Below are 22,610 nucleotides of genomic sequence, written 5' to 3'. Positions count from 1 at the left end.
CGTCAGATCTTGATGTCGCGGTTGAACTTCTCGATCCAGGACGCGCGCTGCTCGTTGATCTTCTTCCAGTCCTGGAACACGAACTTCTTCTTCAGCTCCGCGGTGTCCTTGGCCAGCACCTTGGCGATCTCGCCGGTCATGGCCACCTTGGTGTTGGTCGGCACGATCAGATAGGGCGAGTTCATCAGCGTGGTCTGCACTTCCGGCGACAGCGCCGCCTCGATCAGCTTGAAGGCGAGCTCCTTGTTCGGCGAGTTCTTGACGATGTGGATCGTGGTCTTGAAGGCGATGGCGCCTTCCTTGGGCGCCACGAACTCGACCGGCACGCCACGCGCTTTCAGGATCTGGATGGCGTTGAAATTGCCGGGCGAGATGTCGATCTGGCCTTGCTGGAACAGGGTCGCCAGGGCGCCGGGATTGGCGGCGACCGCGGCGAGGTTCGGCTTCAGCTCCTCCAGCGCCTTGAAGCCCTCGTCGACATTGGCCTCGGAGCCGCCGCGCATGCGCGCGATCTCGACCAGCCAGCCGGTGCCGAGCGTCGAGTTCAGATTGGTGATGCCGACCTTGCCCTTGAACTCGGGCTTCCACAGGTCGGCCCAGGAAGTTGGCGGCGTCTTCACCGTCTCTGGATTGTAGGTGAGGCCGACGACCTGGAAGAACGGCGCCGGGCCCATCGCGTCCTGCGCTTCCGGAATCAGGTCCTTGAAGTACGCGCTCTTGTCGGCCGGGAACGGATCGACGAGATCCTGGCCGATCGCGACCAGCGCCGGACCCGGATCGTGCAGCATGACGTCGATCGGCGGATTGGCCTTGGCCGCATTGACCTTGGCGATCTGATCGACCGACAGCATCGGGTCGAGCACGATGGCGGCATCGGCATTGGCCTTGCGGAACGCCGGCACGAGGACCGCCTTGTGCGCCTCCTCCCAACTGCCGGTGAAGGTCGCGAACACCAGCGGCCGCGCCTGCGCGAGGCTCAGGCCAGGGAAGGCGTGCATGGCTCCCAGCGTCAAGGCGCTGGTCAGGAGCCGGCGGCGATCAAGCATCATGTTTCACTCCGATGTGTCTGTTGGTCTATTGCGGGAAGACGGTGGCGAGGCCGGGTGCGATCGGTGCGACCCGCACCGGCGCGCCGGCATCGCGCAGTGGCGTGTCGCCGGTGCGGGCCTGCGAAATCTTGATGCTCGAGCCGTCGCTGGCCTTGATCTCATGGACCACGGTCGCGCCGAGCGGCAGCGCCATGCCGATCTCGCCGGCAAAGCCGGTGTCGTCGCTGACGAAGGTGAGATGCTCGGGACGCAGGCACACGGTGACCTTGTCTGAGGCACGTACCGGGGTGGGGGCGCGCGCGATGATCTCGCCGCCGGCCTCGAGGCCGACCTTGACGCTATCAGCGTCGGTCGCGATCACCGTCCCCTTCATCTTGTTCGCGGTGCCGACGAAGCTGTTCACGAACAGCGTCTGCGGCTGATCGTAGATCTCGGAGGGCGTGCCGAACTGCTCGAGATGACCATGGCTCAGAACGGCGACGCGGTCGGCCATCGACAGCGCCTCCTCCTGGTCGTGGGTCACGATCAAAGTTGTGATCCCGGCCATGCGCTGCAGCCGCTTGACCTCGATCTGCATGTCCAACCGCAAATTCTTGTCGAGCGCGGCGAACGGCTCGTCGAGCAGCAGGATCGACGGTTTGATCGCGAGCGCGCGAGCCAGGGCCACGCGCTGTTGCTGGCCGCCCGACAATTGCCGCGGCAGCCGCTCACCGAACGGGCCGAGCTGCACCATGTCGAGCAGCCGCTGCGCCTCCCTATTGCGCGTGGCCTTGTCGACGCCGCGCGCGGCGAGGCCGTAGCCGACATTCTCGGTGATCGAGAGATGCGGGAACAGCGCGTAGTTCTGGAACACGATGCCGACCGCGCGCCGGTTGGGCGGCAGCGCATCGACGACGTCGTTGCCGATGATGACGCGCCCCTCGCTCTGGCCGATGAAGCCGGCGATGATGCGCAGCAAGGTTGTCTTGCCGCAGCCGGACGGGCCGAGCAGGGCGATGATCTCGCCGCCTTTCACGTCGAGATTGATATCGGATACGGCCATCGTGCCGCTGGCGAAGCGGTGGGTGATCCGATCCAGAACGAGCGACTTGGCTTCCGATACGCTGGCCATGGGCTTCCTGCTCAACTGATCTGAAAAAGCAAGAAGCGTGCCGCCTTTTCAGGCAACGAAGGCGGCTTGTGTACAGAAGAGGAAGTGGGGGTATGGGAGTATGACGGGGTTCGCCCGAGCTCGCAGCTAACAAGATCTGGCTCGCTCTCTCCCCACGTCATTCCGGGCTCGCGCCGACAGCGTCCCGGAATGACGTGGGGAGAGAGCGTTGCGACTCACACGGCCCAACTACCCGTCGCGATGCTCCAGCCGCGCCGCGAGCGCTTCCGTCAGGCCCGTCGTCGGCTTCGCGGCCGGGCGGCGGAAGGTGCCGGCGGTGGCCTTGCGCATCTTCAACGCCAGCAGTGCCTCGGCCTGCTTCACCGCGGCGATCACCTGATCGACCACGGGCACGGGAATGCGGTGCGCGACGCGGGCCGCGAGCCCGGAGAGCGGTGCGCCGGCGAAGATCAGCACGTCGGCCTCGTTCTCCTCCACCGCGCGCAGCGCCAGCTCGACCAGCAGCTCTTCCTTCTCGTGCTGCACGTCGGAGATCTGCTTGAAGCTGCCGTCGAGCATGCGGATGCCGGCGCAGCGCTCCATCAGGCCGTGCATGCGCACGCACTCCTCGTACCAGGGACCCAGCGCCTGCGCGAAGGTGACGATGGCGAAGCGGCGTCCGGCCATGCAGGCGGTCAGCATCGCCGCCTCGGCAAGCCCGATCACCGGCACGTCGAACAGCTCGCGGGCCGCGAACAGGCCGGGATCGCCGAATGCGGCGATGATCGCGGCGTCGAAGCTGCCGTTGCGCTCCGCCAGCATCTCCAGCGCGACGGCGCCGCCGATCTGCGCCTCCGCGCGGGTCGCGATATAGGGCACACCGCGCGGCGCGGTGCAGGGGATCAGGGTCGTGCCGGGTGCGGCAGCGTCGCGGCCGACCTGCAGCATCAGGTCGGTGATGTCGGTGCGGATGTTGGGATTGAGCAGCAGGATGTTCATCGGGCGCCTGATGGTCGGAAATGCAAGATTGCCGGAAATGCGAGCGCCTTGTCCACGCCCGGCGCAGCCGATCATGTCATCAGGATCAGGCGCGTGGGTCGCTCACTTGCTGGTCACATGCACGGCCGGCGTCGCGCCGCCGTTCCATTGACCGCCGATCGCGCGCTCGATCTGGGCCGCGAGCTGCAGCAGCAGGCCGTCGTCGGCCTGCTTGCCGATCGCCTGGATGCCGAGCGGCAGGCCGTGCTCATTGGTGGCGAGCGGCAGCGAGATCGCCGGGACGCCGCAGAGATTGGCGAGCGGTGTGAACGCGAAGTTGCGCCACAGATTCTCGAACCAGTCGAGCACGTCGGGATTGTCGCTGATGGTCAGGTATTCGGTGGTGCCGATCTTCGGCGTCGGCAGTGCCGTGACCGGCGTCAGGATGATGTCCCAGTCCTCGAAGAACGCGCCGAAGGCGCGCGACGTCGTATTGAACACCGCCTGCATCGCTGCACGCTCGGCGAAGCTGGTGCCCTTGCCCGCTTCCCAGATGCGGATGTTGATCGGCTCGATCAGGTCGGCTGGCGGCCGCTCGAGCTTGCGTGATGCGAGCAGGTTGTTGATGACGATCGCGAAGTTCGAGATGTAGCAGGTGGTTTGCGCCGCGAACGCCTGGCGGTAATCGACGTCGGGCAGCGCGTAGCCGATGTGGTGGCCGAGGCCCTCGAGGATTTTGCCCACACGCTCCAGCTCAGAAGCAATATGCGGCGTGGCGCGGTAGTCGCCCCATTGATGCGACAGCGCAATCCTGAGCTTGCCGGGATCGCGCTTGATCAGCTCGACATAGGGCTCCGGCGTGGTCCAATACGGCATGAACTCGCCGGGCGCGCCGCCGCGGCAATGATCGACGAATGCCGCGGTGTCGCGCACGCTGCGCGACTGGCAGCCCTGGATCGAGACCAGGCCGCTTAGATCCGACAGATGCGGCGCGATCGAAAACACGCCGCGCGAGACCTTCAGCCCGATATTGCCGTTGACGCCGGCGGGAATGCGGATCGAGCCGCCGCCGTCGGTCGCATGCGCGATCGGCACCACGCCGGCGGCGACCATTGCCGCACTCCCGGCCGACGAGCCGCAGGTGGTATAGTCGGTATTCCAGGGGTTGCGCGTGACGTAGACGGCCGGGTTCTCGGCCGAGCTGCAGACGCCGAACTCCGGCGTCGTGGTGCGGCCCATCAGATTGAGGCCGGCCTTGCGCATCTTCGCCGTCAGGTGCGTGTCGGCGGCGGGTCGGTTGCCGCGCATGAACAGCGAGCCCTGCTCCTGCAGCCGTCCGGCCATGGTCGGCCCGAGATCCTTCATCAGGAACGGCAGGCCGGCGAAGGGGCCTGCGAGATTGGCGCCTGCCTTGCCCGGATCTTCCACGGCATCGGCGAAGACTTCGACCACGCCGGACAGCGCGGGATCGACTTTTGCGATTGCCTCGGCGGCCTGCCTTGCCAGCTCCGCCGCCGTCAGCTCGCCGCTGCGAACGCGCGCCGCCAGCGCCATGCCATCATGCCGGGCCCACTCGTCCCAGCTCATCGCCAACGTCATCTGTCTTCCGATCCTTGCGCGCCGACCATCGATGCTACGCGTCCGAACGGTGCGATGATCAGGCGCTGTTCCACTTCCGGCGCCGCGAACCTTAGTTTGCACGAGAGCCAAGTCAATCAGTCGCCCTGCATGCTGCCATACGATCCTATCATGCGGCGCGGCCGACGACCGTCCACAATGAAGCCGACATACGAGCCGTTCCGGAAAACGGGACCGCAGCCCGCGGCGCCGGACGTTGACGCTCGTCAAGGCCAGCGCATGGCGCGCGTGCTTGATGGGGTCATGGATATCCTGACCTTCGGTGCGGCGGGCGCAGCGCTGCTCGTTACGCCCGGCCCAACGAACACGCTGCTCGCCACTGCCGGTGCGAGTCGTGGCGTGCGCGCCTCCGTTCATCTGCTGCTCGCCGAGCTTGCCGGCTATCTGCTCGCGATCGCGACGCTGCGCATCACGCTCGGTCCGCTCGTCGCGACCGCGCCGCTGGTCGGACAGGCTCTTCGTGTCGTGGTCGTGCTCTATCTGCTGCACCTCGCTGCCGCGCTCTGGCGCCACGGCAGCAGCAGCGCAAGCGATGCGGCGCCGGTCACCCTGCGCGGCGTTTTCATCACGACGCTGTTCAATCCAAAGGCCATCATCTTCGCTTTCACCTTGCTGCCGCTGGAAGGCGATGCGGCGAGCCTATGGCCGTTCTTGGTCGTGCTCGGACTCTCGACTGCGACGATCGGAGGAGCCTGGATCGTGCTCGGCGCGACGCTGCGCTGCGGCCTCGGGCATGTCGTGCCGGCGTCGCTCGGCTATCGCTGCAGCGCTGCGGCCCTGGCGCTGCTGGCCTGTGTGATCCTGGCGCCCGCCCTTGGCGCGCTGTGAACGGTTCCGCGTGTTACTGGTGCTGCCAGCGGGCGCGCGCGCAGGCTAGACGACGCGGCCTGCAGCATTCGATTCGGATGCCGCAGGCCGCGTCGCGAAGCTATCAAGGACCTAGTTGAAGGCCATCGGCGCCGCGCTGGCCATCCAGCCGTCCGGCCGCGTGTTGCGGGCGAGCCGCTGGTAGCTCGGCGCACGGGCCTCGCGCGTGACACGAGCCGCCGCGCCGAACATCGCGGAACCGCCATTCGGGTTCACGATCGTGTAGCCGGCGATCGAGCGGGGATGTTCGCGGGTGACGTGGCCGCCGGAATTGCCGTCATGCACATACCAGATGTTGCCGGCGACCTGCTGCTGCAGGATCATGACGTGGCCGGACCGGACGGCAGCCATTCCCGGTGCGGGAGCTGCGCGCGGAAAGCGACGCCAGTTCGATGCCAGATTCAGCTCGGGAACGACCCGGCCGAACGTGTAGAGCGACGCTTCGCAGCCGCAAAAGGCATGCGGACATCCCGATGGGCGGCCGCCGACGACGCGACCTTCGCCGGGAATCGAGGCCATCGCGTTCATGTAGGAGTGGTGACGGTGCGAGTAGTGATGATGATGGTGACGAGGACGCGCCTCGGCTTGAACGGAGAGAGCCAGCAATGCGGCGACGACAATAACAACGCGGTACATTCGGAGGACTCCTGTACGCTGTGAAATCCCCCTGCCGCGCGCCAATCAACGTCCAAACATGTCCTCAAGGTGACCGAATCACCCCTGAGCCATGCAAATGCGGGACGGCGCTGCCCGCTCAGACTGGTTCCAAATCATTCGGAATGATTGACTCTCGACGTCGAGGATGACTCACAACAAATGAATGTTCCGCTTTGGGAAGTTCAGACTACCTACTAACAGCGCGGCGACCGCGGCTGGCCTTCAGTCGTCCTGATAGCTGCAAGGATGCAATCAGGATAAGCAATCAGGACAAGTAACATCCTCCACGCGTGCGGCGCTCTTGGACATTCCGTTCCAGACCACGACAGGAGATCGTCATGATCACGTTCCGCGGCAGCTGCCTCTGCGGCCAGGTCGGCTTCGAGGTCGACGGGCCGTTCGACAAATTCCTCAATTGCCATTGCTCGCGCTGTCGCAAGGCCAGCGGCACGGCGCACTCCTGTGAGGTCATCGTCAAGGCGGCGGCGCTGCGCTGGCTGCGTGGCGAGGCGAACGTCACGCGGTTCGACTTGCCCCGGGCGCGCAGTTTCGCCACCGCCTTCTGCAGCACTTGCGGCAGCCCGATGCCACATCTGACGCGCAGCGGCCGCGAGGCGATCATTCCCGCCGGAGGCTTCGACGAGCCGCTCGGCGCCGTTCCCGATCGCCACGTGCATTGGGCGTCCCGCGCCGACTGGTACGTCGATGGTGATGGGCTGCGCGTCGAGGACTGACGCGATCAAGAATGCCGCTCGTCGGGCGACTCATGCCCCTCACGCCGAGATCGGACAAGCCTGTCGAGGCGTCAGATACGCCCGATCCCCGCTGCGTCCGGAATCCGATTTCACGAGCAAGTTCAGGCTGATTTGGGCTGTCCAGTCCCGGCAGAAAAAATATCCCGCTTGGCAATTTCGGAAAATCATGATTGTTTGTCGCTGTCCCGCCTCATCGACGAGGGGCGCTGCGCGGTCGTCACGAAGCGTGGAGGTGGGATGTGATGGGCGGGCCGGTTTGCAGCGTGGTCATTCGCGCGGACGAACAACATCGGCTCGCACGGTCAAGTCGCGTGGTCCTGATACTCCGATGCCAGTATCAAGCCTGCGCCGGCGCCAACGGCGCCGCGTGGGTGACGGTGACCAGAAAGCCCGGCGCACCGGGGAGAATGCGAAGCAGCCGTTAAAGCCATCGCGCAGGGAGGGCCGGATCGTCCGGCTGGACCTGTGGTACCTGCCGCCTGCATTTTTTGAGCAGGCGGGCCACGGGCCTCAGTCGAGGTCCGGCCTTCCCTGCACCCTCGCTTTGGAGAGGGTGACTGCAAGAGCAATACTCGGACGCGAAAGCGGGTGCGAGGATGAGCTGCCACGCCGGCAAACTTCGTGGCCATCCCGCGCAGCGATGACGCAGTGATAAGGTGACAGGCCCACCGAATACTCCCGTGTCGTCCCCGCGAAAGCGGGAACCCATAAACACCGAAGCCTGCGCTGGACCGAGCTGGAGCCACAGCCGCGCATCATCACAGACGCCGCGGAGTATGGATCCCGGCGTTCGCCGGGAAGACAGCGGAGGATACGGCGAGCGATGACAACGCGGCACGGAAGCCCCTTTCCCATTGACCCCCTTCTCGATTGGCCTATCTCTTCAACACCGCAAAGAAACGGAACTGGATACCCTGATGACCGCACATCCGCGCAACTTCGATGCCGCCATCGATCCCGTCAAGCTCGACCGCCTGGCCGAGGTGGCGGTGAAGGTTGGCCTGCAATTGCAGCCGGGTCAGGATCTGCTGCTGACCGCGCCGTCGGTGGCGCTGCCGCTGGTGCGCAAGGTCGCCGAGCACGCCTACAAGGCCGGTGCGGGAATCGTGACCTCGTTCTTCTCCGACGAGGAGCTGACCTTGGCGCGCTACCGTTTCGGTCATGACAACAGCTTCGATCGCGCCGCCGACTGGCTCTACCAGGGCATGGCCAAGGCATTCTCTGAGAATACGGCGCGGCTCGCCATCGTCGGCGACAATCCGATGCTGCTGTCGGGACAGGATCCGGCCAAGGTGGCACGTGCCAGCAAGGCGAACTCCAAGGCCTACCAGCCGGCGCTGGAGAAGATCACCAATTTCGAGACCAACTGGAACATCATCGCCTATCCGAGCCCGTCCTGGGCCAAGCTGGTTTTCCCGGACGTGCCAGAGGAGGTCGCGGTGGCGAAGCTCGCCGATGCGATCTTCGCCGCGTCGCGCGTCGACCGCGAGGATGCCGTGTCCGCCTGGGAGCGCCACAACGCGGTGCTGCGCGAGCGCACCGGGTGGCTCAACGGCCAGCGCTTCAGCGCGCTGCATTACACCGGACCCGGCATGGACCTGACGATCGGTCTCGCCGACGACCACGAATGGGAGGGCGGCGCCTCGACCGCCAAGAACGGCATCACCTGCAATGCCAACATTCCGACCGAGGAAGTGTTCACGACGCCGCATTGCCGCCGTGTGTCGGGTCACGTCGTCAGCTCCAAGCCGCTGTCCTATCAGGGCACGCTGATCGACAACATCCAGGTCAGGTTCGAGGAGGGCCGCATCGTCGAGGCCAGGGCCTCGAAGGGCGAGGAGGTCCTGAACAAGGTGCTCGACACCGACGAGGGCGCACGCCGGCTTGGCGAGGTCGCGCTGGTGCCGCACTCCTCGCCGATCTCCAAGAGCGGCCTGTTGTTCTACAACACGCTGTTCGACGAGAACGCCGCCTCGCACATCGCGCTCGGCCAGTGCTACTCGAAATGCTTCATCAACGGCACCTCGCTGTCGCCGGAGCAGATCGCCGCCCAGGGCGGCAACCGAAGCCTGATCCACATCGACTGGATGATCGGCGCGGCCGACACCGACATCGACGGCCTCCATGAAGATGGCCGTCGCGTGCCGGTGTTCCGCAAGGGCGAGTGGGCCTGATGCATGACGGGCCGGCGTCACGCGTGCACCGGCCCGAAACGAGCCGCGAGCGATGCTCGCGGCGGTGTCGTCGTCGGCCGAACGTGCCTACTGCTTGGCGCTGCCGGTGGTGGCCTGCACGTCGATCGTGATCCGCTCCGACATGACCGGCTTGTTGTGCGGGATGTGGCTCCAGTCGCCGAGCACGAGCTGCAAGGTGTGCTTGCCCGGCGTGAGATTGACCGAGGCTTCGGTCTGGCCCTTGCCGAAATGCACGTGGCCGGCATCGACCGGGATCGCCTCGTTGAGCGAGTCGCCCTCGAGCGCGGGCGCGTCGATCAGCAGGTGGTGGTGGCCGGTGTTGGGGGCCTCGGTGCCGGACGGGGCAACGCCCATGCCGGACAGGCCGAAGCGGATCAGGACCGGCGAGGAGACGGTGTCGCCGTCCTTCAGGTTGATGAAGTAGGCCTTGGCGTTGTCGGGGGCGGGCGTTTCGCCCGCCATGACGAGGCTGGCGGTTGCAAGGGTGGCGGCGGACAGCTTGAGGGCGAGTGCGAGGCTCAGTCGGCGCATCCTGGGAAATCCTTATCTCTGCGAAGGCGGCAAATCTTTAAAGGCGACGGCACAACTCAGGATGGGCAGGGCGACCAGAGGGAAGCCTGTCCGCATCTTGCGGTGCGGTCAAAGAGTAGATCAGCAGGTTTGGCGAGGCCGCGAACAAATTGCGGCGTTCGCGTGGAGTTTATAGCGCTTGCGTGTTTGTGATGCGACGGCTGGTCGCGGCGATCGGTTCAAATCTTAACGACTTCGGAAAGCAGCCATTAGGTGCAATCGGCTACGGTCGCGGGCTCACGCCGCCGTTCAGCCGGTCATTTCAATCCGATGCATTTGAGGTCCAAGATGTCCCCGTCCTTGATCGAAACCGCCAATCTCGCCGTCGACCTGGCGCCCGCTCCGATCGAGCCGTCCTGGATCATCGAGGGCAGTCCGACCGCGACCTCCTGCACCATCGCGCGCAGCAGCGACGGGCTGGGCTCGACCATCGTCTGGCATTGCACCGAGGGCAAGTTCAACTGGTACTACGATTTCGACGAGACCATCCTGATCCTCGAAGGCGCGATCGTGCTGGAGAGCGATGGGCTCCCGGCGAAACGCTACGGACCGGGCGACGTGATCTTCTTCCGCGACGGCGCGCATGCCAAATGGCATGTCGAGGGCCACGTCAAGAAGCTGGCCTTCTGCCTGAAGACGCAGCCCTACCTGCTCGGCCTCGCGGTGCGGGTCATCAACAAGCTCAAGCGCATGTTCCTGACGCCGGAAGGCCGCCGCGGCACCAGCCTCGCGGGCGCCTGAGCTCATATTGTCCTGAGCATGATCTTCTCCGAAAACCGGCCTCCACTTTTCCGGATCATGCTCTAGACCCCGTCGAGGATGATCACGGTCGGGACCTGTGGCAGCAGCTCGCGCGACATCTTCAAGCTGCGCTCGGCGCGGCGGTCGATCTCGAACTGCTGGCCGATCTTGCGCATGAACTCGTCGAGCGGCGTCGCGAAGCGGTGCATCGGCAGCACCACCGAGGCGCGCAGCCGCCTGGTGATCTCCGAGATGCCGTCGAGCGACATCGTGTAGGTGCCGTCGATCGGCACCATCACCACGTCGAGCCGGCCGATCGCGGCGAAATGCGTCTCGTCGAGCTTGACGTGCAAATGGCCGAGATGGCCGATGCAGAGGCCGGCGACCTCGAAGATGAAGATCGAGTTGCCGTCCTTGATCATGTCGGCGCCGATGGAATCGCTGAAATAGCGGCGGATGTCGGTGGTGATGTTGCGGATCAGCACGTCGCCGATCCGCTCGAAGATCTGGGCCGGCTTGCCGTCGTCGCCCCAGCCGCGCAGCACGTGTGGGATGCGCGGATCGGGCGCCAGCGTGTAATGCGTCGAGTGCGCCCGGTTCATGGTGATCACGTCGGGCAGACGTCCGACTTGATAAGCGCCGCTGTAGTCGGTGGCGATGCGGATGCCCATCGGCGTGTCGATGAAGTAGGTCGAGTGGCCGGCATAGGTGATCGTCACCTCGTTGCCGGCCGCCGCCGTCCGGCGCAAGCTGACGGGCGTGGCGCGCGGCGGGGCGCTGGCCATCGCCAGGCACTCGCTGGTGCGCGGCCCCGATTGTGCCACAGCGGGCGATGCGAACGCGACCAGGACGGCAAGCAGCGAGACCAGCGGGCGCAGCATGGCGGTTCCTCTTCAACAGCGCGTGTGAGTGTAGCGAGGAATCCGGATCAGAACTATCCTCGGCGCGACGTCCGGCTGGACAGGGCGGCGCAACGATGCGGGAGGATGGCATGACGGATCGGGTGTTGCGGCCGCTGCGGGAGATCGATGCAGGCGTGCTCCGCATCGCCTATTTCGAGAGCGGGCCGGCCGTCGGCCCCGTCGTCATCCTGCTGCACGGCTATCCCTACGACATCCACTCCTATGTCGAGGTCGCGCCGCGCCTCGCCGCGCAGGGCTGCCGCGTCATCGTCCCCTATGTGCGCGGCTATGGCCCGACGCGGTTCCGCGACGCATCGACGCCGCGCTCGGGGCAGCAGGCTGCGATTGGCGCCGACCTGATCGCGCTGATGGATGCGCTGGCGATCCCGCGCGCGGTGTTCGCCGGCTATGATTGGGGGGGCCGCGCGGCTTGCGTCGGCGCGGCGCTGTGGCCCGAGCGCTGCGCGGGCCTGGTCTCCGTGAACGGCTATCTGATCCAGGACATTGCGCGGGCATTGGAGCCGGCGCCGGTGCCGCGCGAGTTCGCGTTCTGGTATCAATGGTACTTCCAGACCGAGCGCGGCCGCGCCGGGCTTGCCGCCAACCGCGCCGAGATCGCCCGGCTGCTGTGGCAGCAATGGTCGCCGCACTGGCGCTTCGACGACGCGACCTTCGCGCGCGCGGCGGAGGCGTTCGACAATCCCGATCACGTCGACGTCGTGATCCACAGCTATCGCCATCGCTACGGGCTGGCCGATGGGGATCCGCGCTATCAGGAGCTGGAGCGGCGATTGGCGCGCCAGCCCGTCATCACCGTGCCCACGATCACGCTCGATGGCGACGCCGACGGCGTGATCCCGGCAACGGACGGTCAGGCGCATGCTGCGAAGTTCAGCAACCGGATCGGCCATCGCGTGATCGCGCGGGCCGGCCACAATTTGCCGCAGGAAGAGCCGGCGGCGTTCGCCGCCGCCGTGATGGAGGTGCTGCGCTGAACGCTTCAGGTTCGTGCCGGCCTCAGCTTCCAGGCCGCGAGCAAGAGGCCCGCCGTCATCAGGCCGCAGACGATGGCAGCCTCGGGCAGCGCGAGCGCGAGTGCCGCGGTCGCCGCCCAGCCGATCGAGGAGAACGCCTCGGCAAAGGTCGCCAGCCGCGACGAGGTCTGGCGGCGGCGGAACTGGCTGCGCCGCGCCTGGATCCGGAACCAGAGCTGGATGGCCGTGGAGGAGATGGTCGCGACCAGAACGGCAACGGCCGTGATCATCGCCTGCGCCGGCGCGACCCAGCCGAGCGCGAGCACGAGAGGCGCGAAGATCACCGCGATCGTGATCAGCACGACCTCGACCTTGGCGCGCACGATGCGCGTCGCCGGCAGCGGCGCCGTCGCCACCAGTTCGGGCGCGTCCTCGCCGGAGATGGTGAGCCAGGCGAGGCCGCCCGCGAGCTGGCCCGCCGCCATCACGACGACCGGCGTGATCAGGAACACCGCCTGCGAGCTGTCGGAGTAGCTGCGCCACAGCAGCAGCGCCGGAGGCACCAGATAGAGCAGTTGCATCAGCGTCTGCGAGATCAGCCAGGGATCGCGCCGCAGCAGCATGAACTCCTTGCGCCGCAGCGCCTGCTGCTGCGAGCCGCCCCGAAACGACCTGACGCGTGCGCCGGCGCGGCTGGAGATGCCCTGGGCCGCGGCGCTGATCGCGGTGTCGGCGAAGCGCGGCGAGAACACCATCATGACGACGCCGAGCAACAGCAGGCCTGCGGCCAGCAGGATCAGCAGCGCCTGGCCGTCGCCGAGCGCCGCGCGGGCCGGCAGCCAAAGGATGCTGTCGGGATCGGGCGCGATGGCGGCTGCGGCATCCGAGGTGAGCACGGCGAAGCGCGACAGCGTGCCGTAGGACACGATCGCGGCGATCTGCAGCACGATGACGAAGCCGGCGCCGATCACGGCGGCCAGGATCTGGGCCACCAGCCGCGTTCGCGCCGGGCCAATCAGGCGGAACAGGACGATCGTGATCGCAATGGCGATCGCCGCCGCCGACAGGCCGACGGCCGCGACCACGACGAACGCCGCGAGCCAGCGTGCGCCGCCCTCGATCAGCAGCACGTCGACGAAGGGCGTCGCGAGCAGCAGCGCCATGCTGGTCACGGAGAGCGCGATCGCCGCGATCCGAACGGAGAAGATCTCGGCCAGCCGCACCGGCGACGACATGATGAGATCGAGGTCGGCGCGCGCGTAGAACACGCGGGTGACGGATTCGATCGCCTGCGACAGCATCAGCGCCCAGGACAGCATGATGGTCGCGGTGATGACGATCAGCGCGGTCTTGTCGAGCGGCAGCTCGAGATCGGCGTAGCGGCCGACCACGACCCAGGCCGGCAGATGCATCAGGGCGCCGAACAGCACGAGACCGATGACGGCGGCCCGCGTGCGGCGGCGCCTGCCGGCCGTGATCATGCCGAGCCATTCCCGCCAGGCGAGCCTGAGCTCGTGACGGGCGAACCAGGCGAGCGTCGCCGCCCGCGTCATGCCGCGGACTCGACGTCGACCAGCGCGATGAACAGCTCCTCCAGGCTGGTGTCGGTGCGTCCGTTCTGCTGGCGCAGCTCGGCCAGAGTGCCTTCGGCGACGACGCGCCCGGCGGCGATCACGCCGATCCGGTCGGCCATGCGCTCGGCGACTTCGAGAATGTGCGTGGTCATGATCACCGTGCCGCCGCGGCGGACGCGCTCGGCGAGCAGGCCCTTGACGTGCCGCGCCGACACCGCGTCCAGGCCCGTCAGCGGCTCGTCCAGGATGATCAGCCGCGGGTCGTGGATCAGCGCGCCGGCGAGCGCCACCTTCTGGCGCATGCCCTTGGAAAAGCCTTCGCAGCGCTCGTGCAGATGCGGCTCCAGCCCGAGCGAGGCCAGAAGTTCGGTTGCCGCGTTACTCGAGGTCGCGGGATCGATGCCCCACAGTCCGGCGACGAACTCGAGATATTCGAGCGGCGTGAGCTTGTCGTAGATCATGGGCTCGTCGGAGACCCAGGCCATCACCTGCTTGGCCGCGATCGGGTCGCGCAGCGCATCGATGCCGAAGATCTCGATCCGCCCGGCATCCGGGCGCAGCAGGCCCGCGACCATGCGCAGCGTCGTCGTCTTGCCGGCGCCGTTCGGGCCGACCAGTGCATAGAATTCGCCCGAGCGCACCACGAGGTCGAGTGCATCGACCGCCGGCCGCTCGAAACACTTCGTCAATCCTCGCACGGCGAGGGCGGGGCTGCCTGGGGTCATGACGGCACTATCGCCTCGATCGGTTCGCGTCTGCAATGTGGATGCAACTCGTTGCGGCGCGGTGAACGAGCCGCCGCATCGTGTCCTTCGGTGCCGGCCGGTTCCGTCGGCGCACTGTCCGCATTCCTGCCGTGCTCGTCCCGCGAACTCGGGGCCACGTCTCAAGTTGTGGGCGCGCGGCAACGATGCGGCGATCGTCAATGGTTCACGGAAGCCGTCCCCTCAGGCGACAGCGCTCGGACCTCCGCCATCAGGGGCAAGGCCTGATACCGGGAGATGCCGGTCTCGTCGATCACGAACAACGGCCGCACCTGCCGCGCATCGCTGTCCTGGATCATCGCCATGCGCTGATTGTCGAGCATGAGCCAATGCCCGTCGAGGCGCGCCGCCGCGACGGCATGATCCTCGCCCCGGACGACATCGTGCAGGATCACGATCCGCAGATCGTCGGAGGCAATGCCAGCCATCCGAAGTGCGACGAACTTGGCGATCGCGTAGTCCTCGCAGTCGCCGGCACGGCGTTCGAACGTAGCGAGAGGGGAGGCCCACACGTCCATCTGGCCATATTGAGCGAGATCACTGGCCGGCCGGATGGCCAGATTGACCGCGCGATTGATCTCGCCGAGCCTGGCCCGTCCCGCGCGGAGACGGCCCTGATCGATGATCGCCAGCAGGCTGAGGGCGGCGGGGGAGACGCAGCGCTCGCGGTCGCCGTCGCACAGCGCAAGCTGCACGCGCTCGTCTTCGAGCTTGCGCGCGAGCGCCAACCACTTGTCGCGCAACGCGCCGGCCTCCAGGCCGACCCGCGGCAGGCCGAATGGCTCCGCCGTATCCTCGATGGCGGCTGCAAGCCCCAATGGCTGCGCGACAGGACCGGCGCTCGCTGGGCTGCCGATCCATATGGCGGCGCTGGCGGCCGCGGCCGCCAGCGAGGCGCGCATCAGCGCGAGAAAATTCATGTGACGCCCCGTGCCCGGATCTCGGCCGGCGCGACGCAGCGCCTGACGGAACCGGATGCTTGTTGGGGGTCAGCATGGGTGCGGAGGCTTGGCCTCTGCTTAAAACCGGCAATCCGGCGACCAAATCGCAGGATTTACGCTGAACGTTGTGTTGCTCCGATGCGACAAATCCTAGCGAAAGCTGAGCGAGGGTCGCGAAGGTCAGGAGGGCTCGCGGTGAAGTTGTGCTTCGAACTCAGCCGCAGCTCCTGCCAAATTGATGCAATTCGCCGATTCTTGTTCTCCCACCCGCAGTCCTCCACTTGAAATCCGTTGTCAGGGGTAAGCCGATGCGGATGTTGATGTCGGCAAAGGTATTGGATGGTCTATGAATACTTACAATTACTTTGGCTTTCTGAAGCGAGGTGAATTTTGACTTAGCATGTCTCGGTCGGGGCCAGCTTTAAAGAGGGCGGAAACTCGACAACATCGTAGCGATCCCGCGGAAGCCGCCGTTTTTGGCCACCTGAAGCACAAGCTGAAGGTGGTTCCGCCAGACACTTGCCAGTGATATGCACGCCTTGAGCACTCATTCTTATGTATTCATTAACCATAGTCGGTGGCCCCGTGAATTACGCTGGCAATTCTGACGCCGCGCTTTTCTCCGAAGGCCGGGGCGCCTCTTCGCACGGTCACGTGCGGCTGGAGGCCCCGCATGCCCATGCGCCGACGGACGCCATCGTCGTTCCGGACGCGCATTTTCTGTTCAATGCCGATTTCAAGCGGTCTGGCCTCGACCTGATCCTCTCGTCCGATGGGCGCGAGATGGTGCTGCTGGACTATTTCAAGGGCGAGAAACGGGCGCCGCTGGCGTCGCCCGATGGCGCGCATCTGACCGGCGACCTCGTCAATGCGCTCTCCGGCGCGGTGCAGGTCAGCCAAGCCGGGGCGGCTGCGAACGTGAGCAAGGTCATCGGCCATGTGACCAAGCTGCAGGGCACCGCGACCGTCATCCGCAACGGCGTTTCGATCCTCCTTCACAACGGCGACAACGTCGAGAAGGGCGACGTGGTCCAGTCCGGCTCGGATTCGACGCTCGGCATCACCTTCATCGACGGCACCGTGTTCGGCCTGTCGTCCAATGCGCGGATGGTGCTGAATGAAATGGTGTACGACCCCAACGGGTCGAACAATTCCTCGCTGATCAGCCTCGTTGCCGGCACGATCTCGTTCGTGGCCGGCGAGACCGCCAAGCACGGCGACATGAAGGTCGACACGCCCGTGGCGACCATGGGCATTCGCGGCACCGCCGTGCTGGTCGAGATCGACTTCACGGTGCCGGGGCAGGGCGGTCTGCCCGATGCCAAGTTCCAGGTGCTGGTCGAGCCCGATGGCCGCACCGGCTCCTACGTGCTGTTCGACAAGACGACGCTGCAGCCGATCGCTGTGGTGAATCAGGCCGGGCAGCAGATCCAGATCAGCAACGGAATCGTGAATCAGAGCGCTGTCCCGCTCACGCCAGACATCCAGAAGCTCATCAACGACGTCTTCACGCTGAAGTTCACCGACAATACCAATCCGAAGTCGACAACCCATTTCACCGACATCGGGGTGCCGCAGACGCTGACGCCGCTGACCTTGCCCAATGGCACCAGCGCGACGCCGACCTATCAGGTGACCGACAATACGGGCTCGACCCCCACGACGAGCTCGACGTCCGAGCAGCTGTCGCACATTCCGGGTGCGCCGGAGGTCAGGATTCTCGACGCCGGCGGCCGGCTGACCACGACCTTCGGTCTGGCCGAGCGGGCCGGTCAGACGGGCAACGGCGCCGACCTCGACACCGTCCTCACCCGCGTCAATTTCCTCGACGTCAATAACATCGACCGGCCGACGGTCTCGGTGAGCTTCAAGTCCTATGCGTTCAAGAGCGCGCAGCAGGCCGACGTCACGGCATCGCTGAACGCCCTGCAGTTGCAGGATGTCATGGCGACGGCCGTGAAGATCACGGTGGTGCCGGATCCGACCAACAAGAATTTCGGCTCGGCAATGCTGAGCTACAGTGTTCCCGACAACTACTTCGACTTTCTGGCCGCGGGCGAGATGCTGACGTTGACCTACGTCGTGCGCGTCGACAACAATTTCGCGCCGTCGAACGAGTTTACCGAGGTGCCGATCACGATCACGGTGACCGGCACCAACGACAAGCCCGAGATCACGGCGAACGTCCCGACCATCGCGTTCGAGGGCGGCACCAGCGTGCCCGGCGGGCCGCTCACCTCCGAGGACCCGACCTCCGGCACGCTGACGTTCAAGGATGTCGACCTCACCGACACCCATAGCGTGTCGGCCAAGCTGACCGGCGCGGTTCTTGAAGGCGGCGGCAGCATTCCGCCGGCGCCACTGGCGCTGTTCGAGCAGGCGCTGACGGCATCCCTGGCCTCCGACAGCACCGGCAGCGGCACCGGCAAGATCAACTGGAGCTTCGCCAACCTACCGGTCTATGTCGCCGATTTCATTCCCGCGGGTCAGAAGGTGACGCTCACCTACACGGTGACCGTGACGGACTCGCATGGCGCGACGTCGACCCAGACGATCACGCTGACGATCACCGGCACAGACGATCCGGCCGTGGTCTGGATCGCCACGACCCAGCCCGGCGAAAGCAGCGGCGGCCAGGTTCATCTGTGGAGCGACGGCGCGAACTGGGCAACCGGCCTGGCTCCGACGGCCACCGACGACGTCATCATCATCACCGATCAGCTGCATGGCCTGACACCCGCCTTTCCGGTCACGATCGACGACGATGCCTATGCCAAATCGGTCACGCTGAACGATTTCGGCGGCGGCGCCGTTCCGGAGCTGCACAATTACAGCACGCTGACGATCGCCGGCGCGCTGACGGCCAAGGCCGACTCGCGCATCTACAATTTCTCGGACGCGACGATCAGCGTTGGCGGCTCGGCGCAGATCCTGGAGCAAAGCGAGCTGCACAATGCCGGCACGGTGCTGCTGGCGGGCGGCGGCGTGTTCAGGGCGAACGCCGGCATCTTCAACACCGGAACGATCGAGCTGTCTGGCGGTACGCTGACCGTGCACGGCGACGTCACCAACGGCGGTGAGGACAGCTCCGGCCTCATCCAGATCGACCTGGGCGCGACGCTGACCCTGGAGGGTGGCAGCATCGACGGCGGCGCCATCGTGATCGAGGGCGCGCCGATCGTTCAGAACTTCGGAACGTTGGAGAGCGGCGGGGAGACACCCCAACCTGCCAACGGCCTGCTCGTTCTGAAGGGCGGAGCCGCGATCAGTGATGGCGAGCTGAAAAATTTTGGCTCGATCGAGGTCTCCGGCAGCGGCAACACCCTCTCGGACGAAGCCGTCACGAATGCCGGCCTGATCGATGTCGAGGCCGATGGTGAGCTTACGCTAAACGGCGGCACCAGCATCGATAATGCAGGTGGCAATATCACGGTCGAGGGCTCCGCGACCCTGACGCTATCGCATGCGGATATTACTGGCGGCACGCTGACCAACGAGTCCGGCGGAACGATAGCCCTGACCGGCCACGCCGCGCTGAGCGGCGGCACGCTCGACAATTTCGAGACGATCGCCGTGTCCGGCAGCGGCAACGCGTTCGAGGACGAGACGATCACGAATGCGAACGCCGCCGCCATCACCATTGCGGCGGGCAGCGCGTTGTCTCTGTCCGGCACAAGCATCGCCGGCGGCGCTATCAGCAACGAAGGGACGATCTCCGTCGACGGCGACAGCACGATCGAGGGCAGCGCCGTCGCGGGCGGTACGCTGCTGATCGGCGAGACCGGCGCGTTCGCGGAGATCACGGCCATCCTGACGGTCCAGGGCAGCGCGTCATTGACCGACGTCGATATCGTCATCGGCGACGGCTCGATGCTTCAGGTCGCTGCAGAGGAGAGCGCAACACTGATCGGCGTCAGCGTCGACAACGGCGGCACTGTCCAGGTGGACGACGGCGCGCTGCTGCTGATCGAGGACAGCACGATCACCGGCGGCGATCTCGTCAACCACGGCATCGTGCATGTCGAGACCGCGGCTGCGACCACCTTCGACAACGTTACCATCGATAACACGGACGGTCAGATCATCATCGATGAGGATGGTGAGATGCCGGTGGAATCGATCCTGGTGCTCGACGGGAGCACGACGCTCACCGGCGGCACGTTGGAAATTCGGAGCGTCGGCACGCTGGAGATCGCCGGCAACGATGTGACCCTGTCCGGAATGGACGTCTGGAATTTCGGCGTCTGCACCGTCGACCTCGGTGCGATCCTCGACCTTGCCGATACCAAGGTGAGTCATGACGGCACGCTCTACATCTACGGCACGATCTCCGCGAGCGGGCTGAGCGGCATCGGCGGAACGATCTTCAACTATGGCACGATCGAGATCACGGCGGGCAAGTTCGAGATCGCCGGCGACGTCGAAGGCTCCGGGATCATCAAGGTCGATGCCGGCGCAACGCTGACGGTCGATGGTCACGTGGACCAGACGATCGACTTCGGCAGCGAGGGGAGCAGCGAACTCGTCATCGATGATGCCGGCTTCTCCGCCAAGATCGCCGGCCTCGGCGTCGACGACAAGATCGATCTGCAGACGATCAAGTGGAGCGAGGCGACAACGGCGTCTTACGATGCCGAGACGGGCGTGCTCACCGTCATCGACGGCGAAGGGCACAGCATTGCCCTGACGCTCGAAGGCGACTTCAGCGACTTGCATTTCGCGGGCAGCAATGACGGGCATGACGGAACGCTGATCACGCTGACGGCCGAAGACACGGCGCCTGTGATCGCGGATTCCGGCCGGCCCGGTACAATCACCGAAGCGGCCGCTCAAACAGGGGCGTCCGATCAGCACAGCGTCGCCGGCAGCGTCAAGTTCACCGATGTCGACCTGACCGATCGGCCAACCGCATCGATCGGGGCGCAGAGCGTGACTTGGACTGCGGCCGATCAGCAGAAAGATTTGTCGAGTCAGCTGACGCCGGACCAGATCGCAGCGCTGGAACAGGCGCTGCACTTGAGCCAGGGCGGCAACGCCAACAATGGCAAGGTCGACTGGACTTATGCCATCACCGACGGCTCGCTCGATTTCCTCGGCGCCGGCCAGACCGTCACGGTCACCACCACGGTGACGCTCGACGACCATCAGGGCAAGAGCGCGACCTCGACGATCGTCGTCAACATCACCGGGACCAACGACCTGCCGGTCGTGACGAGCGAGGTGCAGTCGGCCGAAATCGCCGAGCGCGCGGCGATGTCCGGCTCGGATCTGCTCGACACTGTAAGCGGCACGATCGCTTTCGAGGATGCGGACATCACCGATGCGCATGTCTTGAAGGTGACCGGCGTCGCGACCTCCGGCAACGACCACGGGCTGCCGTCGGATCTGTCCGTGCTCAAGAGCTGGCTGTCGCTCGGCTCGCTCACAGAATCCGGCAGTGGTGCGGGATCGCAGGCCTGGACCTTCGCTGCCAATGACAAGGTGTTCGACTATCTCGGTGTCGACGAGCATGTCACGCTGACCTACACGGTCGCGATCGACGACGGTCACGGCGTCGTGGTCGATGTGCCCGTCACCATCACGGTCAACGGCGCAGAGGATGCGCCCGTCATCACAGGTGAAACGAACCCGACGGTCCAGACCGTTATCCTGGCCGAGCAGGCGAGGGTGCTCGCAAGCACCGCCAGCACCAATGCCGAGGGCCTGCCGACCGAAACGTTCGATCGCGTGTCGGCCGGCAACATCTCCGATAACGGGCGCGGCCATGGCAGCTTCTACAGCCAGGCGCTGCACGCGACGTTCACGGCCAGCGGCAATGCGGGGATCGTGCACGGCTCCTCGCCGGTGTCGGCAGCGCCCTACATGGTCGACGGTGTGGACAAGACCAACTATCTCAGCATCGGCAGCCACGCCCAGGAGACCATCACCTTCGACAGCGTCAAGAACAGCTTCGGGCTGTATTGGGGCTCGGTCGACAGCTACAACAGCATCTCCTTCTACAACGGCAACAAGCTGGTCGCCTCCTACTCGGGCAGCGACGTCGCGCCGCTGCTCGCCAATGGCGGACAGACTTCGCTGGCCTCGAATGGCTATGTCGAGTTCCTCGGCCTGTCCCCGTTCAACAAGGTGGTGCTTGCCAGCAGCCAGAATGCGTTCGAGCTCGACAACGTCTCGGCGGGCTACATCCCGGATCAGCCGGTGAAATTGGCGAGCGGCATGTCCGGTACCTTGACGGTGCTCGACAGGGATGTCGGCAACACGCTGACCGCTTCGGTGGTCGAAAATGGCGTGATCAAATACAATGGCTCTCTGAGCCTGCCTTCGAATGCCCACGTCCAGGCGCTGGCCGATGCCCACGCGATCACCTTCGACAGCACGAGCTCCGATGGCGGCTCCGATGTCCTGCACTGGACATATCATCCGGTCGACGTGAACCTGGATTTCCTCAATTCCGGCGACGCGCTGACCATCACCTATCAGGCGAAGGTCAGCGACGGCCACGGCGGCACGGCGACCAAGGCACTGACCGTCACCTTGGCGGGCAATGGTGCATCGACGGTCAACGGCACGGACCAGAGCGACAATTTCGTCAATGTCGGCGGTGGCGTGACGATCTTCGGCAAGGACGGCAACGACACCTTCGTCTTCAACCCGCATTTCGGCAGCGCCACGATCGGCGATTTCAACGTCAACAAGGACATCGTCGAGATCGATCACTCGCTGTTCGCCAGCGTTGCTGCGCTCGTGGCCTCGGCGCAGTCCGCCAATGGCGGCCACGACACGATCATCACCGACGCAGCCCACGATACGCTCACCCTCAAGGGGGTGACGCTTGAGCAGTTCAAGGCGCATCACGACGGTTTTCACCTCGTCTGAGCCCGCGCGTCCGCCGCGCGATGCGGACGGCGGCGTCGC

16 protein-coding genes are annotated in these 22,610 nt (G+C 65.6%); 6 read left to right on the top strand and 10 right to left on the bottom strand.

All coding sequences use genetic code 11. The features are described 5' to 3' along the window. Nucleotides 1-2 precede the first annotated feature (2 nt). The 4 genes from QX124_RS10875 to QX124_RS10860 all read right to left on the bottom strand — a co-directional run bounded on the left by QX124_RS10875 (nucleotide 3) and on the right by QX124_RS10860 (nucleotide 4,716). The gene (locus QX124_RS10875) at nucleotides 3-1,049 is read right to left on the bottom strand and encodes an ABC transporter substrate-binding protein (protein WP_315772671.1); all 1,047 of its coding nucleotides are present in this window, start codon (nucleotides 1,047-1,049) and stop codon (nucleotides 3-5) included. A 25-nt stretch (nucleotides 1,050-1,074) separates the two neighbouring features. Continuing rightward, on the bottom strand, nucleotides 1,075-2,160 hold the full coding sequence (locus tag QX124_RS10870) for an ABC transporter ATP-binding protein (protein WP_315734869.1): 1,086 nt from the start codon (nucleotides 2,158-2,160) through the stop codon (nucleotides 1,075-1,077). A 228-nt stretch (nucleotides 2,161-2,388) separates the two neighbouring features. Continuing rightward, nucleotides 2,389-3,138, bottom strand: a complete 750-nt coding sequence (locus QX124_RS10865; RefSeq protein WP_315797131.1) for an aspartate/glutamate racemase family protein — start codon at nucleotides 3,136-3,138, stop codon at nucleotides 2,389-2,391. A 102-nt stretch (nucleotides 3,139-3,240) separates the two neighbouring features. Then, a complete protein-coding gene (locus QX124_RS10860) occupies nucleotides 3,241-4,716 on the bottom strand; it encodes an amidase (protein ID WP_315797130.1) in 1,476 nt (491 codons plus the stop codon). Between the two features lie 282 nt (nucleotides 4,717-4,998). Here QX124_RS10860 and QX124_RS10855 point away from each other — a divergent pair, with 282 nt between their 5' ends. Next, nucleotides 4,999-5,583, top strand: coding sequence for a LysE family transporter (locus QX124_RS10855; protein ID WP_315753661.1), 585 nt, complete (start codon nucleotides 4,999-5,001; stop codon nucleotides 5,581-5,583). Nucleotides 5,584-5,694: 111 nt separating this feature from the next. Here QX124_RS10855 and QX124_RS10850 read toward each other — a convergent pair whose 3' ends face one another. After that, a complete protein-coding gene (locus QX124_RS10850; RefSeq protein WP_315734861.1) occupies nucleotides 5,695-6,258 on the bottom strand; it encodes a hypothetical protein in 564 nt (187 codons plus the stop codon). A 359-nt stretch (nucleotides 6,259-6,617) separates the two neighbouring features. On the opposite strand from QX124_RS10850, the gene QX124_RS10845 reads away from it, so the two are divergent. Both QX124_RS10845 and QX124_RS10840 read left to right on the top strand, forming a co-directional pair. Further along, nucleotides 6,618-7,013: a GFA family protein gene (locus tag QX124_RS10845; protein WP_315783836.1), complete on the top strand. Its 396-nt coding sequence runs from the start codon at nucleotides 6,618-6,620 to the stop codon at nucleotides 7,011-7,013. Nucleotides 7,014-7,951: 938 nt separating this feature from the next. Next, the gene (locus tag QX124_RS10840) at nucleotides 7,952-9,208 is read left to right on the top strand and encodes an aminopeptidase (protein ID WP_315734857.1); all 1,257 of its coding nucleotides are present in this window, start codon (nucleotides 7,952-7,954) and stop codon (nucleotides 9,206-9,208) included. Nucleotides 9,209-9,295: 87 nt separating this feature from the next. Here QX124_RS10840 and QX124_RS10835 read toward each other — a convergent pair whose 3' ends face one another. Then, nucleotides 9,296-9,760, bottom strand: coding sequence for a DUF4399 domain-containing protein (locus QX124_RS10835; RefSeq protein WP_315797129.1), 465 nt, complete (start codon nucleotides 9,758-9,760; stop codon nucleotides 9,296-9,298). A gap of 327 nt (nucleotides 9,761-10,087) precedes the next feature. On the opposite strand from QX124_RS10835, the gene QX124_RS10830 reads away from it, so the two are divergent. Further along, a complete protein-coding gene (locus QX124_RS10830) occupies nucleotides 10,088-10,540 on the top strand; it encodes a cupin domain-containing protein (protein ID WP_315797128.1) in 453 nt (150 codons plus the stop codon). Between the two features lie 62 nt (nucleotides 10,541-10,602). Here QX124_RS10830 and QX124_RS10825 read toward each other — a convergent pair whose 3' ends face one another. Further along, a complete protein-coding gene (locus QX124_RS10825) occupies nucleotides 10,603-11,421 on the bottom strand; it encodes an MBL fold metallo-hydrolase (RefSeq protein WP_315797127.1) in 819 nt (272 codons plus the stop codon). Nucleotides 11,422-11,531: 110 nt separating this feature from the next. Here QX124_RS10825 and QX124_RS10820 point away from each other — a divergent pair, with 110 nt between their 5' ends. Further along, nucleotides 11,532-12,437 (top strand): alpha/beta hydrolase, encoded by a 906-nt coding sequence (locus QX124_RS10820; RefSeq protein WP_315797126.1) that lies wholly within the window; start codon nucleotides 11,532-11,534, stop codon nucleotides 12,435-12,437. A 5-nt stretch (nucleotides 12,438-12,442) separates the two neighbouring features. On the opposite strand, the gene QX124_RS10815 is transcribed toward QX124_RS10820, so the two are convergent. The 3 genes from QX124_RS10815 to QX124_RS10805 form a co-directional block, all read right to left on the bottom strand. Continuing rightward, the gene (locus QX124_RS10815; protein ID WP_315797125.1) at nucleotides 12,443-13,969 is read right to left on the bottom strand and encodes a permease; all 1,527 of its coding nucleotides are present in this window, start codon (nucleotides 13,967-13,969) and stop codon (nucleotides 12,443-12,445) included. Beyond that, nucleotides 13,966-14,715, bottom strand: a complete 750-nt coding sequence (locus QX124_RS10810; protein ID WP_315783831.1) for an ABC transporter ATP-binding protein — start codon at nucleotides 14,713-14,715, stop codon at nucleotides 13,966-13,968. The genes QX124_RS10815 and QX124_RS10810 overlap by 4 nt, the downstream gene beginning before the upstream one ends. 197 nt (nucleotides 14,716-14,912) lie before the next feature. Further along, nucleotides 14,913-15,674, bottom strand: a complete 762-nt coding sequence (locus QX124_RS10805) for a transglutaminase-like cysteine peptidase (RefSeq protein ID WP_315797124.1) — start codon at nucleotides 15,672-15,674, stop codon at nucleotides 14,913-14,915. A gap of 606 nt (nucleotides 15,675-16,280) precedes the next feature. Between QX124_RS10805 and QX124_RS10800 the strand changes: the two genes are divergently transcribed. Beyond that, nucleotides 16,281-22,571 (top strand): VCBS domain-containing protein, encoded by a 6,291-nt coding sequence (locus tag QX124_RS10800; RefSeq protein WP_315797123.1) that lies wholly within the window; start codon nucleotides 16,281-16,283, stop codon nucleotides 22,569-22,571. The last annotated feature ends 39 nt before the right edge of the window (nucleotides 22,572-22,610 follow it).

The organism is Bradyrhizobium sp. SZCCHNRI3043, assembly GCF_032377735.1.
In the GTDB taxonomy this organism is placed as follows: Bacteria; Pseudomonadota; Alphaproteobacteria; order Rhizobiales; family Xanthobacteraceae; genus Bradyrhizobium.
The sequence above is the reverse complement of the archived record's forward strand: the minus strand, read 5'-3'. Positions and strand labels throughout refer to the sequence as shown.

Excerpts from the sequence above, each read along its gene's own strand:
- QX124_RS10855 (WP_315753661.1), top strand. The coding sequence starts at position 4,999 with ATGGATATCCTGACCTTCGGTGCGGCGGGCGCAGCGCTGCTCGTTACG.
- QX124_RS10830 (WP_315797128.1), top strand. The coding sequence starts at position 10,088 with ATGTCCCCGTCCTTGATCGAAACCGCCAATCTCGCCGTCGACCTGGCG.
- QX124_RS10835 (WP_315797129.1), bottom strand. The coding sequence starts at position 9,760 with ATGCGCCGACTGAGCCTCGCACTCGCCCTCAAGCTGTCCGCCGCCACC.
- QX124_RS10815 (WP_315797125.1), bottom strand. The coding sequence starts at position 13,969 with ATGACGCGGGCGGCGACGCTCGCCTGGTTCGCCCGTCACGAGCTCAGG.
- QX124_RS10870 (WP_315734869.1), bottom strand. The coding sequence starts at position 2,160 with ATGGCCAGCGTATCGGAAGCCAAGTCGCTCGTTCTGGATCGGATCACC.
- QX124_RS10825 (WP_315797127.1), bottom strand. The coding sequence starts at position 11,421 with ATGCTGCGCCCGCTGGTCTCGCTGCTTGCCGTCCTGGTCGCGTTCGCA.
- QX124_RS10840 (WP_315734857.1), top strand. The coding sequence starts at position 7,952 with ATGACCGCACATCCGCGCAACTTCGATGCCGCCATCGATCCCGTCAAG.
- QX124_RS10850 (WP_315734861.1), bottom strand. The coding sequence starts at position 6,258 with ATGTACCGCGTTGTTATTGTCGTCGCCGCATTGCTGGCTCTCTCCGTT.
- QX124_RS10860 (WP_315797130.1), bottom strand. The coding sequence starts at position 4,716 with ATGACGTTGGCGATGAGCTGGGACGAGTGGGCCCGGCATGATGGCATG.
- QX124_RS10820 (WP_315797126.1), top strand. The coding sequence starts at position 11,532 with ATGACGGATCGGGTGTTGCGGCCGCTGCGGGAGATCGATGCAGGCGTG.
- QX124_RS10810 (WP_315783831.1), bottom strand. The coding sequence starts at position 14,715 with ATGACCCCAGGCAGCCCCGCCCTCGCCGTGCGAGGATTGACGAAGTGT.
- QX124_RS10875 (WP_315772671.1), bottom strand. The coding sequence starts at position 1,049 with ATGATGCTTGATCGCCGCCGGCTCCTGACCAGCGCCTTGACGCTGGGA.
- QX124_RS10865 (WP_315797131.1), bottom strand. The coding sequence starts at position 3,138 with ATGAACATCCTGCTGCTCAATCCCAACATCCGCACCGACATCACCGAC.
- QX124_RS10845 (WP_315783836.1), top strand. The coding sequence starts at position 6,618 with ATGATCACGTTCCGCGGCAGCTGCCTCTGCGGCCAGGTCGGCTTCGAG.
- QX124_RS10805 (WP_315797124.1), bottom strand. The coding sequence starts at position 15,674 with ATGAATTTTCTCGCGCTGATGCGCGCCTCGCTGGCGGCCGCGGCCGCC.